At 67.9% G+C, this 17,467-nt stretch carries 11 protein-coding genes and 1 pseudogene; 6 read left to right on the forward strand and 6 right to left on the reverse strand.

The genetic code is table 11. The features are described 5' to 3' along the window. Nucleotides 1-11 precede the first annotated feature (11 nt). Genes tssF through tssA form a run of 4 tightly spaced genes read left to right on the forward strand, consistent with a single transcriptional unit; the run spans nucleotide 12 to nucleotide 6,788 of the window. Nucleotides 12-1,847 carry a type VI secretion system baseplate subunit TssF gene (tssF, locus tag ACN8ZM_RS02225; protein WP_043191644.1) on the forward strand — a complete coding sequence of 612 codons (1,836 nt, stop codon included), beginning with the start codon at nucleotides 12-14 and terminating at the stop codon, nucleotides 1,845-1,847. After that, nucleotides 1,811-2,911: a type VI secretion system baseplate subunit TssG gene (gene tssG, locus ACN8ZM_RS02230; RefSeq protein ID WP_089449805.1), complete on the forward strand. Its 1,101-nt coding sequence runs from the start codon at nucleotides 1,811-1,813 to the stop codon at nucleotides 2,909-2,911. The genes tssF and tssG overlap by 37 nt, the downstream gene beginning before the upstream one ends. A gap of 44 nt (nucleotides 2,912-2,955) precedes the next feature. Then, nucleotides 2,956-5,625 (forward strand): type VI secretion system ATPase TssH, encoded by a 2,670-nt coding sequence (gene tssH / locus ACN8ZM_RS02235; protein WP_420210485.1) that lies wholly within the window; start codon nucleotides 2,956-2,958, stop codon nucleotides 5,623-5,625. 41 nt (nucleotides 5,626-5,666) lie between these two features. Next, nucleotides 5,667-6,788 (forward strand): type VI secretion system protein TssA, encoded by a 1,122-nt coding sequence (tssA, locus tag ACN8ZM_RS02240; protein WP_089449807.1) that lies wholly within the window; start codon nucleotides 5,667-5,669, stop codon nucleotides 6,786-6,788. A gap of 81 nt (nucleotides 6,789-6,869) precedes the next feature. On the opposite strand, the gene ACN8ZM_RS02245 is transcribed toward tssA, so the two are convergent. From ACN8ZM_RS02245 to ACN8ZM_RS02260, 4 genes are all read right to left on the reverse strand, one after another. Beyond that, nucleotides 6,870-7,832 carry an OmpA family protein gene (locus tag ACN8ZM_RS02245; protein WP_175023526.1) on the reverse strand — a complete coding sequence of 321 codons (963 nt, stop codon included), beginning with the start codon at nucleotides 7,830-7,832 and terminating at the stop codon, nucleotides 6,870-6,872. 4 nt (nucleotides 7,833-7,836) lie between these two features. Next, nucleotides 7,837-8,826 (reverse strand): type VI secretion system-associated protein TagF, encoded by a 990-nt coding sequence (gene tagF, locus ACN8ZM_RS02250; protein WP_043191633.1) that lies wholly within the window; start codon nucleotides 8,824-8,826, stop codon nucleotides 7,837-7,839. Next, nucleotides 8,823-12,770 (reverse strand): type VI secretion system membrane subunit TssM, encoded by a 3,948-nt coding sequence (gene tssM, locus ACN8ZM_RS02255; RefSeq protein WP_043191630.1) that lies wholly within the window; start codon nucleotides 12,768-12,770, stop codon nucleotides 8,823-8,825. Before tssM ends, tagF begins: the two co-directional genes overlap by 4 nt. A 301-nt stretch (nucleotides 12,771-13,071) precedes the next feature. After that, entirely contained in the window at nucleotides 13,072-13,917 is an 846-nt protein-coding gene (locus tag ACN8ZM_RS02260; protein WP_043191629.1) for a M15 family metallopeptidase, read from the reverse strand. A 121-nt stretch (nucleotides 13,918-14,038) separates the two neighbouring features. On the opposite strand from ACN8ZM_RS02260, the gene ACN8ZM_RS02265 reads away from it, so the two are divergent. Both ACN8ZM_RS02265 and ACN8ZM_RS02270 read left to right on the forward strand, forming a co-directional pair. Continuing rightward, nucleotides 14,039-15,007: a phage tail protein gene (locus ACN8ZM_RS02265; RefSeq protein WP_420210486.1), complete on the forward strand. Its 969-nt coding sequence runs from the start codon at nucleotides 14,039-14,041 to the stop codon at nucleotides 15,005-15,007. 199 nt (nucleotides 15,008-15,206) lie between these two features. After that, the gene (locus tag ACN8ZM_RS02270) at nucleotides 15,207-16,232 is read left to right on the forward strand and encodes a transporter (protein WP_089449844.1); all 1,026 of its coding nucleotides are present in this window, start codon (nucleotides 15,207-15,209) and stop codon (nucleotides 16,230-16,232) included. 24 nt (nucleotides 16,233-16,256) lie between these two features. On the opposite strand, the pseudogene ACN8ZM_RS02275 reads toward ACN8ZM_RS02270, so the two are convergent. Beyond that, nucleotides 16,257-16,406: pseudogene (locus ACN8ZM_RS02275) on the reverse strand (DUF1427 family protein); the annotation flags it as partial. 24 nt (nucleotides 16,407-16,430) lie between these two features. Continuing rightward, nucleotides 16,431-17,408, reverse strand: coding sequence for a quinone oxidoreductase family protein (locus ACN8ZM_RS02280; protein ID WP_043191626.1), 978 nt, complete (start codon nucleotides 17,406-17,408; stop codon nucleotides 16,431-16,433). Nucleotides 17,409-17,467 lie beyond the last annotated feature (59 nt).

The raw sequence follows: 17,467 nt of genomic DNA on the forward strand, positions 1-17,467 counted from the left end.
CGGGGTCGTCGATGGAAGAATTGCTGCCGTATTACGAGCGCGAATTATCGTTTTTGCGGCGCTATTCGCGAGATTTCGCGGAACGCTATCCGAAGATCGCGGCGCGGCTCGCGCTGTCGGGCGAGCATTGCGAGGATCCGCACGTCGAGCGGATGATCGAGTCGTTCGCGCTGCTCGGCGCGCGGATCAACAAGAAGCTCGACGACGATTACCCCGAATTCACGGAAGCGCTGCTGGAAGTGCTGTATCCGCACTACCTGCGGCCGTTCCCGTCGTGCTCGATCGCGCAGTTCACGCCGGCGTCGCCCGGCCAGCAGACCGAACCGGTCGTGATCGATCGCGGCACCGAGCTGAAGAGCCGCCCGATCCGCGGCGTGCAGTGCCGGTTCCGCACGGCCTACGACGTGACGCTCGCGCCGATCCGCATCTCGGAAGCCCGCTTCACGCCGGTCGCACTCGCGCCGAGCGCGACGGTGCTGCCGTCGAACGCGACGGGCGTGATCTCGATCACGTTCGAATCGCTCGCGGCGCAGCTCGATCTCGGCGCGCTGAAGCTGCCGACGCTGCGCGCGCACCTGCACGGCGAACAGTCGTTCGTCGCCGCGCTGACCGACTGCCTGTTCGTCAACGTGCTCGGCGCGTATGTCGAGCCCGAACGCAACGGCCGCTGGACCGCGCTGCGCAAGCTGCCGATCGCGCACGCCGGCTTCGACGAAGAAGACGCGCTGATCGACTACCCGGCGAAATCGCATCCCGCGTATCGCCTGCTCACCGAATACTTTGCGTTCCCCGACAAGTTCGATTTCGTCGACTTCGACCTTGCGGCGATCGCGCGCGCGACCGGCCGCTGCCAGCGCGCGACGCTGCATCTCGTGCTGCAGGACGTGCGCAGCGATTCGCACGTCGCGCGGCTGCTCGAACTGCTGACGGCGAGCCACTTCCGGCTGTTCTGCACGCCGATCGTCAACCTGTTCCGCCAGCACGGCGAGCCGATCCGAATCACGCACCGCGCGGTGTCCTACCCGGTGATCGCCGAGGCGCGGCGCGCGTTCGCGTACGAGGTGTATTCGATCGATTCGGTGAAGCTCGTCCGGCAGCAGGCGCACGAGGAATCGGTGATCGAGTTCCGGCCGTTCTATTCGCTGCATCACGGCGAATCGGCGCGGATCGGCCACTACTGGTTCGCGCGCCGCAACGACTGGGTCGCGCAGAAGAGCCCCGGCTATGAAACCGAGATCTCGATCGTCGACATCGATTTCGAGCCGACGTCGCCGCAGACCGACACGCTGAGCCTCGACCTCACCTGTACGAACCGGGACCTGCCGGCGATGCTCGCGTTCGGGCTCGAAGGCGGCGACCTGTTCCAGGAGGGCGGCGCGCAGACGAGCGGCATCGCGCTGCTGCGCCGCCCGACGCAGAGCGTGCGCTTCGAGCGCGGCCGCGCCGCGCACTGGCGGCTCGTGTCGCACCTCGCGCTCAATCACGTGTCGCTGGTCGCGCACGGCCTCGCGCCGCTGAAGGAAATGCTGACGCTGTACGACCTGCGGCGCACCGCCGTGTCGATGCGCCAGATCGATGGCCTCGCCGGCGTCGAGCAGCGCGGCGCCGTGCAGTGGCTGCCCGGCAAGCCGTTCGCGACCTTCGTGCGCGGCATCGAGATCCGCCTGACGATCGACGAGGAGCATTTCGTCGGCGCGAGCCTGGCCTCGTTCGTGCGCGTACTCGACAGCTTCTTCGGGCTGTACGTCCACCTCAACAGTTTCGTTCAACTAGTCGTCGTGTCGAAGCGCACCGGCGAGGAGATCATCCGATGCAAGCCCCGGACCGGCGAATCGATCCTGGCGTAGTCGACGCGCTGCTCGACGAACCGCACCGCTTCGAGTTTTTCCAGGCGGTGCGCGTGCTCGAAGGGCTGTTCGCGCGGCAGGCGTCGGATGCGCCCGGCGCGTGGCGGCAGGGCGACGTGGTCGCGCAGCGCATCGAATTCCGCAACACGCTGTCGCTCGGCTTTCCGCCGAGCGAAATCGAAGGCGCGCGCTCGTTCGACGACGACGGCACCCAGCTCAAGACGGGCGAGGCGCGCGGCGCCGCGCTCGCGGCCGGCGAGCTCGGCCACGTCGAGCTGACGCCCGCGTTCTTCGGGCTGCTGGGCGGGCAGGGCGCGCTGCCGCTGCATTACACCGAGCAGATCGTCGCGCGCGAGCACCTGAAGCGCGACCATGCGGCGCGCGCATTTTTCGACGTGTTCTCGAACCGCGCGACCGCGCTGTTCTATGCCGCGTGGAAGAAATACCGGCTGCCGTTCCACTACGAGCTCGACCGCGACGAGCGCTACCTGCCGCTGCTGCTCGCGATCGCGGGCGTGCCGAGCGACGAGGTGCGCGACAGCCTCGCGGCCGGCGCGGGCGGCGTGCTCGACGAGGCGGTCGCAGGCTATGCGCTGGCCGCGCGGCACCGGCCGATGTCGGCCGCGTACCTGCAGCGCACGCTGTCTGACTATTTCCGCGTGCCGGTGAAGATCGACCAGTTCGTCGGCAAGTGGTACGACGTGCCGCCCGATCAGCTGAGCGTGCTCGGCGAGGTCAACGCGGTGCTTGGCGCGACGGCGCTCGTCGGCGAGCGCGTGTGGCAGCGCGACATGCGCGCACGGATCGTCGTCGGCCCGCTGTCCAAGCGCGACTACGAGGCGTTCCTGCCCGGCGGCGCGCAGGCCATCGCACTGGAGCGGATGCTGACGCTGCTCGCCGGCGTCACGCTGGAATACGAGGTGAAGCTCGTGCTCAAGCGCACCGAGGTGGGCGCGAGCGTGCTCGGTGCGGGCTCGCGGCTCGGCTGGGACGCGTTCCTGTGCACGCGCGATGCGGTCGAGGACCGCTCCGACGCGCGTTACGAACTGCACGTGATTCACTGATTCCAAACGACAACAAACACGCATTCGAACCTGAGATCGACGCCATGAGCACGCCTCTGAAGACCCTGATCACGAAACTGAACCCGCTGTGCCGCCACGCGACCGAGCGTGCGGCAAGCGCGTGCCTGGCGCGCGGCCACTACGAGGTCGATCTGGAGCACCTGTTCCTCGCGTTGCTCGACGAAGCGACGGGCGACCTGCCGCTCGCACTGCGCGCGAGCCGCGTCGATCCGCACGCGCTGCACGCCGATCTCGAGCGCGAACTGACGCGCCTGAAGACGGGCAACACGCGCACGCCGGTGTTTTCCGTACACCTGATCGCGCTGTTCGAACAGGCATGGCTGATCGCCTCGCTCGACTCGCAGCTCGGCCGCATCCGTTCGGGGCACCTGCTGCTCGCGCTGCTGACTGCGCCCGATCTCGCGCAGTTCGCGCAACGGATGTCGTCGCAGTTTGCGGAAATGAACGTGACGGACCTGAAGCACAAGTTCGACGAGATCATGGCCGGCTCGAGCGAAGCCGAGCCGCGTCAGGCGGACGACGAGGGTAGCGACGTCGCGCCGGCCGTCGACGGCATGGCACCTGCGGCGGGCCCGTCGAAGACGCCCGCGCTCGACACGTACACGACCAACCTCACGCAGCGCGCACGCGACGGCAAGATCGACCCGGTGATCGGCCGCGAAGCCGAGATCCGCCAAGCGATCGACATCCTGATGCGCCGCCGCCAGAACAACCCGATCATGACCGGCGAGGCCGGCGTCGGCAAAACGGCGGTCGTCGAAGGCCTCGCGCTGCGTATCGCCGCCGACGACGTGCCGCCGCCGTTGCGCGGCGTCGCGCTGCACGTGCTCGACATGGGGCTGCTGCAGGCCGGCGCGAGCGTGAAGGGCGAATTCGAGAACCGCCTGAAGAGCGTGATCGACGAGGTGAAGAAGAGCGCGCATCCGATTATCCTGTTCATCGACGAGGCGCACACGATCATCGGCGCGGGCGGCCAGGCCGGCCAGAACGACGCGGCGAACCTGCTGAAGCCGGCGCTCGCGCGTGGCGAGCTGCGCACGATCGCCGCGACGACCTGGAGCGAATACAAGAAGTACTTCGAGAAGGATGCGGCGCTGGCGCGGCGCTTCCAGGTCGTGAAGGTCGAGGAGCCGAGCGAGCCGCTCGCGGCCGCGATGCTGCGCGGGATGTCCGGCCTGATGGAGAAGCACTTCAACGTGCGGATCCTCGACGACGCGATCACCGAGGCCGTGCGCCTGTCGCACCGCTACATCAGCGGCCGCCAGCTGCCGGACAAGGCGATCAGCGTGCTCGACACCGCGTGCGCGAAGGTCGCGCTCGCGCACAGCGCGACGCCGGCGGCGATCGACGACACGAAGAAGCGCGTCGAGCGGATCGACGCGGAAATCGCGTCGCTGGAGCGTGAGGCAGCCGGCGGCGCGCCGCACGACGAGCGGCTCGGCGAGCTGCGCGGCACGCGCGACGCGGCGCTCGAACAACTCGCGAAGGACGAAGCGCGCTATGAAGCCGAGCGCGCGATCGTCGCCGAGATCACCGAACTGCGCGAAGCGCTCGACAAGGCACGCGGCCCGTCGGAAGACGGCCAGCCGGTCGACGTGCAGGCGACCCGCGACAAGCTCGCCGAACGCGTCGCGGCGCTGCATGCGTTGCAGGGCGGCGAGCCGATGGTGCCGCTGCAGGTCGACGGCCACGTGGTCGCCGAGATCGTCGCCGCGTGGACGGGCATTCCGCTCGGCCGGATGGTGAAGGACGAGATCGACACCGTGATGAACCTGCAGCCGCTGCTCGCCGCGCGCGTGATCGGCCAGGACCATGCGCTGGAAGCGATCGCGCAGCGCGTGCGCACCGCGACCGCGAGCCTCGAGGATCCGAACAAGCCGCGCGGCGTGTTCATGTTCGTCGGGCCGTCGGGCGTCGGCAAGACCGAGACGGCGCTCGCGCTGGCCGACATCCTGTACGGCGGCGAGCGCAAGATGGTCACGATCAACATGAGCGAGTACCAGGAAGCGCACAGCGTGTCGGGCCTGAAGGGCTCGCCGCCGGGCTACGTCGGTTATGGCGAAGGTGGCGTGCTGACCGAGGCCGTGCGCCGCAATCCGTATTCCGTCGTGCTGCTCGACGAGGTCGAGAAGGCGCACCCGGACGTGCTCGAGATGTTCTTCCAGGTGTTCGACAAGGGCGCGATGGACGATGCGGAAGGGCGCGAGATCGACTTCCGCAACACGCTGATCATCCTGACGTCGAACGTCGGTTCCGCCGCGGTGATGCAGGCATGCCTGAACAAGCCGGCCGAGGAGCTGCCCGATCCGGACGCGCTCGCCGAGACGCTGCGCCCGCAGCTGTACAAGACCTTCAAGCCCGCGTTCCTCGGGCGGATGAAGGTCGTGCCGTACTACCCGATTTCCGACGACGTGCTGGCCGAGATCATCGAGCTGAAGCTCGAGCGGATCCGCCGCCGGATCGAGGCGAACCACAAGGCCGCGTTCGAATGGGACGAATCGCTCGTCGATGCGGTGCTCGCGCGCTGCATCGAGGTCGATTCGGGCGCCCGCAACGTCGACCATATCCTGAACGGCACGCTGCTGCCGGAGATCGCGGGCCACGTGCTCGGGCGGATCGCCGACGGCGAGGCCATCGCGCGCATCGCGGTGCGCGCGGACGAGGCCGGCGAATTCACGTACACCGTCGAATGAGCGCGGCCGCGCAACACAAGCATTGATGAACTGACCGAACCATGCCGATCAATCTCCCCGAGCTGCTGACGCCGATCAGCGATGCGTCGCCCAGCGGCGACGACCTGCTGTTTTCGAACGAATTCGACGCGATCCAGGACGCGCGGCGCTACGACGATCCGACGCTCGACCAGGGCGAGTGGGTGACCGAGATCAAGGAGGCCGACTGGGGCTTCGTGGTCGACCATGCGGGCGAACTGCTGCGCACGCGCACGAAGGACCTGCGGCTCGCCGTGTGGCTGACCGAGGCGCTCGCGCTCGAGGACGGCATCACCGGCCTCAACGAAGGCTATGCGCTGCTCGAGGGCCTGTGCCGCGACTTCTGGGACACCGTGCACCCGCTGCCCGAAGACGACGACATCGAGCACCGGCTCGGCAACGTCGCGTGGCTGTCCGGCCGTACGGCCGAGCTGCTGCGGGCGGTGCCGATGACCGACGGCGCGTCGAACGCGTTCAGCACGCTCGACTGGGAAGTGGCGCAGCACGTCGCGCAGGCGATCAAGCGCGACCCGGAACACGCGGACGACATCGCGCGCGGCAAGCCGTCGATCGAGCAGATCGATTCATCGCGGCGCGTGACGTCGATCGCGTTCTACACGGCGTTGCTCGCGAACCTGAAGGCGTTCGAATTCGCGCTCGATGCGTTCGAGGAGCGGCTCGTCGAGCGCGCGGGCGATTCGGCACCGAGCTTCCGGCAGGCGCGCGATGCGTTCGAGACCGTGTACCGGCTCGCCGAGCGCTTTGCGCGCGAGCAGGGCTATACGGGCAGCGCACCGCACTCGCAGTCGGCATCGCAGGCGCAGCCCGAACGCATCGAGCCGGTATTCGGCAATCCGATCCAGACCGAGGAGACTCATGTGCAGCCGCAGCCCGTTCCGCGCGCCCCGGTGCCGCAGATGATCGCCGGCATCCAGAACCGTGCGCAGGCCGTCGACCAGTTGCGCGCGGTCGCTCGCTATTTCCGCCAGACCGAGCCGCACAGCCCGGTCGCGTATCTCGCCGACAAGGCCGCCGAATGGGCCGACATGCCGCTGCACAAGTGGCTCGAGAGCGTCGTCAAGGACGACGGCTCGCTGTCGCATATTCGCGAGCTGCTGGGCGTGCGGCCCGACGAGCAGTCGTAAACGCACAACGGGCGGTGCATCGCTGCCGCCGCCCGTTGTTGCCTGCCGCGCCGCTCCGGGAGGAGCGGCAGCGGAGGTCCGTTACTGTCCGACCCGGAACTCGATGCGCCGGTTCCGTGCGCGTCCATCCGCCGTATCGTTCGGCGCGATCGGCTGATCCGGCCCGACGCCCGTCGTGGTCATCTGCTGCGGCTGAATGCTCTTCGTGATCAGGTAGCCCTTCACCGCATCCGCGCGCGCCTGGCTCAGCGCAATGTTCGACGTACGGTTCCCCGAGTTGTCGGTGTGGCCGATGATGTCGACCGTGCGGTTCTGCATCTTCGCGAGCGCGGCCGCCATCTGGTCGAGGATCTGCTTGCCCTGCGGCGTGAGCGTCGCGCTGCCGGTCTCGAATTCGATCGTCCGGTTGGCGAGCGTCTGGTCGAGCACGCCCTGTTCGGACGCCGACACGCGCAGCCCGTTCTTGATCGTGTACGTCGGGTTCAGCGTGTTCGCCATGTCGCTCGCGAGCTGCTGGCGTTGCGCCTCGTTGTGCACCTCGCCCTTCATCTCGATCTGCGTGCCGTTGATCTTCAGCTGCCCCTTGCTGATCTGCTTGAGCTGCGCGCCGAGCAGCTTCTGCACGTTCGCGCTCCAGTTCGGCGGCGTTGCGACGTCGCCGACCTCGATCTGGTCGACGACGTTCGTCGCGCCGTAGGTATCGCGCAGCTTCTGCAGCACGGCGGCCTTGGTCGCCTCGTCGGGCACCTTGCCGCCGACGACCACCTGGCCGGGCGTCGCGGTCGCGGGCGGCGGCGTGAGGGTGCTCGCGGTGCCGGCCGTGCCGTGCACGATGGCACCGGAGGCCGTCCCCGGTGCGGCGCCGGTGTTCGCGGACAGCGCGGTCGTCGCGACCGTGCCGTTGCCGACCGGCGTGACGGTCGCGCCGGTGTTCTGCGCGAACGCCGCGCCACTGGCGAAGAGACCGACAGCGAGGAGGGCGGCGACGGCGGGCGAGAGTGCGGCCGAAAAGCGCGTGCGCCGGACGTGAATCGTGCGATGCATCCCGTCAGCCTCCGATGAACGCTTCGCGGAACGCGTCGATGGCGACGCGCAGCGAGAGTTGCGGTTGGTCGAGGTAGCTGACGAGCTTGCTGATCTGGTGATCGTTTTGCGCATGGGCGTCGATCCACTCGGGATCGTCGATGTCGATGTTGTGGGCGGCGTAGGTCTGCGGGTCGACGACGCTCAGCAGCGTCTTCGCCGACGCGCCGTTGAAGCCGATGATGAGCCGTTCGCGCTCGGCGATCGTGCCGATGAAGATCGCGAGCTCGAAGTCGGCCTGCGCGACGAACGGCGCGATCAGTTCGAGCCAGAACGCGGCGACGAGGCTGCGGTAGAACGGATCGACCGGCAGCGGCAGCGTGAGGCCGCGCTCGATGTGCGACGAGCCGCTCTGCATCACCGGCCGCAGCAGCGAGCCGAGCGCGAGCATCGCGCCGCGCAGCCGCACGGGATGACCGCTTTCGAGCAGCATTTCCTGGAGGCCGTACAGCGACTGGTGTTCGACGAAATCGTTGAAGGTGCCGTCATGCGACGTGCCGGGGCCGCCGACGTCGATCGGCACCTGCGTGTCGCCGAGCGCCTGCAGCGCGCCGGGCGGCTCGTCCTTGCCGAGCAGCGGCGGGATCTGCGTGGCGACGCGCGACCACAGCCGCGCGAACGCGAGCGGGCTGCGCGCGAGGAACGCGAGCGGCCGGTCGACCTCGAGCGCGGTTGCGCCGAGGAACGGGAAGCGGCGCATCGACACGTCGTGGCTCGCGACCATGTGGCCCGCGATCGCGAGCTTGCTGCGCGAGCCGAGGAACGCGAAATGCATCGGCTTCGCATCCTCGTAGACGAGCTTCCAGCGCGGATCTTCCGCGAGCAGTTCGAGCGCCTGCGCGATCCAGCGGTCGAGCGTCTGCAGCAACTGCGGGTTGTGCGGGCTCTTCACGAAGTCGCCACGCGACGGAATCTTGCCGAAGTAGGCGACTTGCGCCTGTACGGTTTGCGTCATTGCGCCCCCTGGGCATTCGTTGCGTTGGCGGCCGCGACGGCCGGCGCTGCGGCCGGCGTGCCCGTACCGGCGGACTGGGTCGCGTTCTGCGCGGCACCCGCGCTCGCGTCGGCGACCGACGACGGCAGCTGCAGGCCGCGCAGGCTCTGCTGCTGCGGCTGGTCACCGCCACCGGCGGACGGTTGCGACGTGCTGATGATGCGCATCGTTACCGACACGTTCACGCTGCCCTGCGCCCACGTCAGGTCGAAGGTACCGTCCGGACGGCGCTTGCGTTGCGCCGAGTTGATCAGCTTCTCGAGACCGTAGCGGCCCGGCTCGTTGACGAGCTGCACCGTGCGGCCGTCGAAGGTCGTCGCGGACAGCGTCGCGCCCGGCGAGCCCTGCGGGTTCGGCCACACGAAGTTGGTCCACTGCGGCGGCGTGTTGCGGTAGCGCAGTTGCTGGCCGTCGATCGCGATCGTGTATTCCGTCGTGCCCGTGCTCGGTTGCGGCAGGATCTGGAACACGGTCTGCGGCTCGGACGATGCGGCGGCGCTGCCTGCCGCACCGCCGGCGAGCGGCGCGACCCAGCGTGCGAAGCCGTTCGTGAAGTCCGGCGTGAGGCCGATGCCCATGTCGCCCCACGTGCGGGCGGCGAGGGTGTCGCCGCGGCGCACCGCGAGCGGCCCGAGCGTCGTGCCGACGAACTTCGCGATCGAGCCGTCCGGGCCGAACACCTGCGCGATTTCACCGGCGCCGGCTTCGACCTTCGCGCTCGCCGCGAACGGGTACTTCGTCGCGAGCGAGTTCTGGAACGGCTGGTAGACCTGCGCGTTCCACACCTTGTTGACTTCGGCGCTGGCCGGCTGGATCACGACCGCGAACGCCTGCATCAGCGGCCGCACGAGCAGCGGACGCAGCGACTTGCGTTGCGAATCGGTGAGGCCCGTCAGCATCTGCTCGTCGACGAGCTTCAGCGAATCGGCGAGTTCCGAACCGTTGCCGTCGAGCGTCTGCTGCATCAGCTGGCGCGCGCCCGGGCCCGGATCGCCCTGGTTCTTGATCACGTTGAAGCGCGTGCGGACCTTCGACAGCGAATCCATGTAGCCCTTGAGCATCGACGTGCCGTCATGCACCGCGACGATCCGCGCGAGCCCGATGAACTCCTGGCCGATCGGACCCATCGGCACCTCGGCCGGATTGCCGTTGATGTCGATGTTGGCCGCCGCCACCTGGCCGGCCTGCGAGCGCGAGAACAGTTGCTTGACCCAGTTCACGACGCCCGTCTGCGCCTTCTTGATCGTCACGTTCGCGAGCGACGGGTTGTCCCACGAGGTCTGGTCGTACGCGGTCTCGAGGATCTTGCGGATCGGCGAATCCTGCGGGTCGCCGAGGCGGTTCATCCCGTCGACGGCCTGGCCGAAGCTGCTGAAGCCCTGCACCGCGATGCCCTGCATGAACTTCTGCCAGTGCTGCGCGTACTCGGTCTTGTACATGCCGACGAGCGTCTTCTGGATCTGCTCGGGGCTGCCCTCGAGCGTCAGGTCATCCTGCGTCGACGTGTTCAGCACCCAGTCCTTCGCCTGCAGTTCCTTGGTCGCCGCGTCGCGGATCGCCGGCTGCACGTAGTCGAACCACGCTTCGCGCGTGAACGTGCCCGGAATCGCGTAGCTGCCTGCCACGAGGCCCTGGTTGCCGTCGCCGACGATGCGCGCGATGGTCATCGGCGCGAAGCGGGTCGATGCACGCGCCTTGATTTCCTCGTACACGCGCTGGCGGGCCGGCATCCCGCGCACGACGTGGCGCAGGTTCTCGCGGGTCTGGTCGACGAGCGCGAGGTTCGCGTCGATCATCGGCCAGTCGTCGTCATTCACGCGGGACAGGTAGAACGAGATCATGCGCTCCGCGCTCTTGATCATCTCGTCACGCGGCATGTTGCCGCGATTCGTCTCGAGCCAGCCGCGCCAGAAGCGGGCGAGCTGGTCGGTCAGGTGCGCCTGCTCGACGTGGCGCTTGTCGGACAGCATCAGGTACGTCTTGAGCGCGTTGTACGCGTCCTGCACGTTGGTCGGCGACGCATCGCTGTAGAGGCCGCCCTGCGGTGCGGCCGGCTGCTGCGCGGCTGCGACGGGTGCGGTGCCGGACGCGGCCAGTGCGGCGCCGGCCAGCGGCGCGGCGCCTGCCGCGTTGGTCGAGACCGGCATCGCGCCACCCTGCACGGCGCCCGATTCGGGCGGGCGCGTCATCGGGACGAGCTGTTCGGGGTGCGCGTTCACGTCCTTCATGAACGACGCGAGGTTCTGCGACACCGGGGCCAGCAGGATCTGGCGCACGCCGTTGTAATACTCGGTCAGCAGGTGCTGCTCGAGACGGTCGCCCTGGTACAGGCCGAGCGACACCGACAGCGGCTTGTCGCGGCGGAACTGCTCGAGCTGCTCGATCCGGTCTTCGAGGATGTCCATCGCCTGCAGGCGCGACTGCAGGTCGTTGCGGCCCTGCTGCAGGCGCGTGACGTTGTCGAGGTCGGCCTGCACGTTCGTGACGAGCTGCTGGTTGCCGATCGTCGACCAGGTCCAGCCGCCCAGCGCGAGCGCGAGCGCCGCGACGAAGCCGAAGAAGGTTGCGTAGCGCAGCCGCGTCTTGGTCGGGCTCGCGAACTGCCGCACCGTCTGGCGATCGGCGAAGATCACCTTCGAGAACAGGTCGCGCAGGAAGAAGCCGTTCTTCGAGAAGGCACTGTGCGGCTTCGGCAGCGCGGCGCCGTCGAGGCCGAAGCGATGCGCGATGCGCTGCGCGGCCGCGCTGTTGGTTTCGCCTTCCTGCAGCGCGCTGGTGAAGTAGAAGCCGCGGAAGATCGGCTTGTACTGGAACGGGTTGTTCTCGAACAGCGTCGCGAGGAACGCGCGCAGCGACGGCTTGATCGTCGAGAATTCGAGCGGGAAGCTCAACTGGCCCGGCGACAGCTGGTTGCCGCGCGACAGCGACAATTGCGCGACGCTGATTTCCTTCAGCCCTTCGTAGAGTTCCTCGAAGTGCGTGTCGAACTGCGCGACGACGTCGCGCTTGTCGTCGGGCTCGTAGGGCAGGGTGGCGCCCCATACGCGGTCGTACTCGTGCTTGTCGCTGCTGCTGAAGAATTCGGTGAAGCCGGTGATCAGGTCGGCCTTCGTGAACATCACGTAGACCGGCGCGAACACTTCGAGCTTCTCCGTCAGCTCCTGAACGCGCTGGCGGAGGTTTTTCGCGAGGTTGATCGCAAATTCGGGGCGGTTGCCGGTGAGTTCGGCGATGCTCGCGGTGACGATGATGCCGTTGATCGGCGCCTTCGGGCGATAGCGCTTGAGCAGGCCGAGGAAGCCGAGCCACTCGCTGCGGTCTTCCTCGTGTACCGAATAGCGGCCGGCCGTGTCGAGCAGGATCCCCTCGGTCGTGAAGAACCAGTCGCAGTTACGCGTACCGCCGATGCCGTGGATCACGGCGCTGTTCTTGTCCGCGAACGGGAACTGCAGGCCGGAATTGAGCACGGCGCTGCTCTTGCCCGCGGCCGGGTTGCCGATCACGATGTACCACGGCAGTTCGTACAGCGCGGAGCCGCCCGATACCTGGCCGATCTTCGACGTCTTGATCGTCTTCACCGCGTCCGACAGGCGCGTGCGCAGCACGTCGAGGTCGGCCGTCTTCGCGTCGGGGGCGAGTGCGGCGGCGGCGGGCGCGGCGATCTTGCCGGTTTCCGCCTGCTCTTCCAGCACCTGGCCGAGCTGCTGGTTCGCGCGCTTCACGCGCCAGCGGCGCCACAGCGCGACGACGAGCCACAGCGCGAGGATCGCCGCGAACGCGGTTGCCGCCCACAGGAGCGGCAGCTGCAGCATGTCCGCGACGATGAAGAGGATGGCCGCTAGCGCGACGATCCCGACGATCGAGAGCGTACGCGGATGAGTCAGCACGTTGAGGATGCGTTGCATAGGACGTTCAGGTTCCGGTGCGATTCGGTGAAGCGACGCAGGCGCGCCGAGCGGCAAGGGTGGCGCCGCGATGTGTCGCCATGCTGTCAAACGGGATGAAGGGGGCTGGCATCAATGCGCCCGCGGCATCGGAGAAGGCGCGCGCATTAATGAAAGGACGCTGTGAGATTTAAAACGGAAGCGGCGGCCGGAAAAAATCGCGCACCGGAATGCATGATTTTTTGCGCCGCCCATATCGTTTCCTGCCGGGATATTAAAAAGCCCCATGCCGCCCTCATTATTTCCTGTCCGGCAGCCTTGGCTAGCTGCCGCGTCCCAGTTTAAAACCGGGTTTATGGTATTCCACGTGCCCGAGATCCATCATTTTCCAGCGGCCGCCCCAGGTCAGGCCGACCTGTTCGGCGACCTGGCCGTACAACTGATAGCCGCGCATCGCCCACGGATCTTTCTCGGAAATGACCAGCTTGCCGTCGCGCAGGAATGCGTTGTCGGCCGCCAGCCCGAATTGGTGATAACTCTGGAAGGCCGCCGCGTTGGTCACGCTACCGCCCATCTGCGCGAGCCGGTTCTGCCGTTCCGGGCTCCGATAACCTTCCAGCAACGCCATTTCATAGCCATATTGTTCGTGCATGATCTTGTAGACCAGCAGCAAACGCGTACGGAAATCCGGATCCAGCAGGTTCCAGTCGCGGCTCGCATCCTTCAGCGCCGGGCGTACCTGTTCGACTTCCTTGGTGGCGAAGACTTCCGGCGGCAGCGGCGGGGGCGGCACGAGTTGTTCGCCCTGCAGCAGCGCGGCGATCTTCTCGTCGGGCACGCGCGCCGTGTCGTCGTACTGGAACAATTGCCGGCCGCGTAACGCAATGGCGACCAATGGCGGCGTCGCAAGAATACCTGCCGATACCATAATCATCAAGCGCCGCCGAATCAGTAAATTTTGCACGTCGTTTAAAGCGCCGCGCGTAATGCTTGCCGATTTAACAATCTGACTTCGCGTACGCGTGGCGCGATCGTTCGCACGGCGCGTGAGACGGCCGTGAAACTGGGCGACGGATTCGAAAACGGTCGCGCGGATACCCGGTAAAAGCAACAGTGCCGCAACCGCTACGGCAAGGGCGAAATAGGCGACGAGTGCGACGGCAATCAACGAAATCCCCGGAAATTGGAATTGATTGTGTTTTGCAATGCTTGCTCTTAGAATCAGGCTGCTTCGAGAGGCCGGGCTATATTATCGCGGTGAATTAAACCAGGATTCAATGAGACGCTGAATGAGTGCGCCGGAAAATTCAAATTCGAAATCTCCGCCCAGCCTGCTGTCCGATACCAAACCGGCAGGCGACGGAGCTCAGCAGTCGCGCATTCTCGCGAATCTGGAAGGACGTGTCACGCCGCCGGCCGAACCGCCGCGCCGTTCGCTGAAGGCGCCGATCGCCGCCGTCGTGGCCCTGGTGGTTGCCGTTGGCGGCTGGGGCGCTTGGCGCATGCAGCATGCGAGCGAGCAGGCCCCGGTCGTGGCGGCCGAGGCCGCGCCTGCAGCGGCTGCACCGGCGAAGGCCGCAGCGGCCAGCGACACCGCCGTGCAGGTCGCGCAGAATGCCGCGTCCGCCGCATCCGCCGTGCAACCGGCCACGATCGTCAACGACGACGCGGCGTCCCGAACCGTTGCGTCCACATCGTCCGCGTCTGCCGCGGACAACAGCCGCCTGTCGCGCGCGCTCGCCAATGGCGCCGATGACGCATCGGGCGCGGCCACGGCCGGTGCGGCCGCTGCTGCTGCCGCTGCGACGACCAAGACCGCGAAGGCCGACGCCGCGAAGGGCGCGAAGGTTGCGGCGCGTGGCAAGGCCGATGCGAAGACCGACACGAAGGTCGATGCGAAGGCTGACGCCCGCAAGCATCACAAGGAACAGCAGGCCGAGCTCGCGCAGGCGAAGAAGCATCGCGACGCCACGCCGACCCGTACCGGGAAGGCTGGCGGGAAGGACGATCCGGATGCGGATCTGCTCGCGGCGCTCGTCGCGCGCACGAAGCCGGCCGACAAGAAACTCGCCGCGCAGAAGGTGCAGGCCGTGCCGACCAAGACGGCCGCGACGACCGGCTCGCTGGCGTCGCGCGTGAAGGAGTGTTCGGAGCGCGGTTTCTTCGAGGATCAATTGTGCCGCTGGCGCGTCTGCGAAGGCCACTGGGGCAAGGATCCCGCGTGCCCGAGCGCCGCGCAGTCGGAGACGCGGCAGTAACGCGTCCCGAGCATGCCGTCCGCCGCACCTGCGCCGCCCGTTGGGCGGCGCGTTGCTTTGAGGGCACGGAATCGTGCCGGTATGATGCGGCGTGACGCTGTCACCGGCGCGTCATGCCCGTCGGGCATACGTCTCCTTTCCTTTTCCGGCGCGGGCGCGCGACCCGCTATGCGCGGCGCGCCGCACGACCTTCTACACGATGGACCTGATCGTACAGACTTACGGCGCCGATACGTCCGGCATGGTGTGCGGCTTCCGCTTCGTTCCCGGCGGATCCGGCGCGATGCTCGATGCGGACGCGGCCGCCACGTGGCTGCGCACGTGCCGCGAGCACGATGCCGGGTCGGGCGATTTCGTCTGGCTGCACTTCAATCTCGCGCACGGCGCGAGCGAGCGCTGGATGCGCACGCATCTCGGGCTGCCCGACAGCTTCTTTGCATTCCTCCACGAAGGGTCGCGCTCGACGCGCATCGAGCAGGAAGACGGCGCATTGCGCGCGATCGTCAACGACGTGATGTTCAACCTCGAACTGACGCCGTCGGAGATCGCGACGCTGTTCGTCCACGTCGAGCGGCGCATCATGGTCACCGCGCGGCTCAAGCCGCTGCGCTCGGTCGACACGCTGCGCGCGTGCGTGCGCGACGGCGAGGAATTCAGGTCGCCCGCGGAACTGCTCGTGCACCTGCTGCGCGACCAGGCCGACCTGCTGATCCAGATCATGCGGCGCACGAGCGTCGACGTCGACCGCATCGAGGATCGCTTCCTGTCGCAGCGGCTCACGTCGAGCCGCATCGAGCTCGGCACGATGCGCCGCACGCTGACGCGCCTGCAGCGCATGCTCGCGCCCGAGCCCGGGTCGATCTTCCGGCTGCTCGCGAAGCCGCCCGCCTGGCTGCACGTGGAAGACGTGCAGGAGCTGCGCGAGTCGACCGAAGAGTTCTCGCTGGTGCTCGCTGATCTTGCCGGGCTCAACGAGCGGATCAAGCTGTTGCAGGAAGAGATCGGTTCGCGTCTCGAGGAGCAGAACAACCGGACGCTGTTCACGCTGACGCTCGTGACCGTGATCGCGCTGCCGATCAACATCGTCGCCGGCTTCTTCGGGATGAACGTCGGCGGTGTGCCGTTCTCGGAGAACAAGCACGGCTTCTGGCTGATGGTGCTGCTCGTCGCGGGCTTCACGGGGCTCGCCGCGTGGTGGGCGTTCCGCCGGCGCAACGACCGCTAGCGCCGGCGCTGCGTCGATCCGTCAGCGCAGCAGCGCGATCGCGCGTTCACCGATCACCATCCCGAGCAGGCCCACCAGCGCGACGAGCGGCGGGGCCGGCGAGCGCACGTGCAGCAGCGCGTACAGCACGCCGACACCGAGGCCCACCGCGAGCGAGGTCACGTAATCCGTCATGGCAGTCTCCCGTGCGGTCCGGCGTCAGGGTTTGACGATGACGCGCTCGCGCGCACCGGCCAGCACCGCGCGATACGCGTCGTGGGCGCGCTCGAGCGGGTACACGTAGTCGTCGCCGATCGGGAACGGGCGCAGTGTGCCGTTGCCGAAGCCGGGCGCGAGCGTGTCGAGGATCTGCGCGACCGCGGCGCCGCCAAGCTGCAGCGAATCGACGCCCACGAACGTGTGCTGGCCGCGATAGAACGCGAAGATGTCGAACGGCACGCTGCGGTCGATCGTCGAGATGAAGATCTGCCGCGCACCGATCGCCATCGACGCGTTCGCGGCTTCGAAATACGGGCTGCCCACCGTGTTGTAGACGATGTCCGCACCGTGGCCGCCGGTCGCCGCGCGCACCGCGTCGGCCACTGACTGGCTCGACGCGTCGATCATGTGCACGTCGCCCGATGCATGGCCGCGATAACCGCCGGGGCTGCGCTCGACGCCGATCACGGTCGCGCCGTGCGCGGTCGCGAGCTGGATCGCGGCCTGGCCGACCTTGCCGTTCGCGCCGAACACGAGCACGACGTCGCCGGCCGTCGGCATGCCGGCGCGGCGCAGGCCTTCGTACGCGGTGACGAACGGCACGCCGACGCCGGCCGCTTCGTCGAGCGTCAGCACGGCAGGCTTGCGGCGCACCAGTGACGCGTCGAGTACGAGCCACTCCGCATGCGAGCCGTCGCGATGCACGCCGAGATCGCCACCCGAGCCCCACACCGGCGCGCCGATCCAGTCGTCCGGGCCGCTGCGCACGATGCCGGCCCAGTCGCGCCCGGGCGTGCGCGGCCACACCGCGTGCGGCATGCGCCCGAGCGCGGCCTTCACGTCGCTCGGGTTCACGCCGGCCGCGCGCACCTCGATCAGCATCTGGCCGTCGGCCGGGACGGGCGTGTCGATTTCCCTGACACGCGCGTCGAGCGAGTCGATGTCGGCGGCGGGGGCGTCGAAGCGGATGCTGCGCATGATGATCTCCGTGGCGGTTGGCTGCCGCGCGGCCGGTCGGGCCGGTGCGTGCAGCGGGT

The sequence above is a fragment of the Burkholderia aenigmatica genome (assembly GCF_048627025.1).
GTDB classification, from domain to species: Bacteria; Pseudomonadota; Gammaproteobacteria; order Burkholderiales; family Burkholderiaceae; genus Burkholderia; species Burkholderia aenigmatica.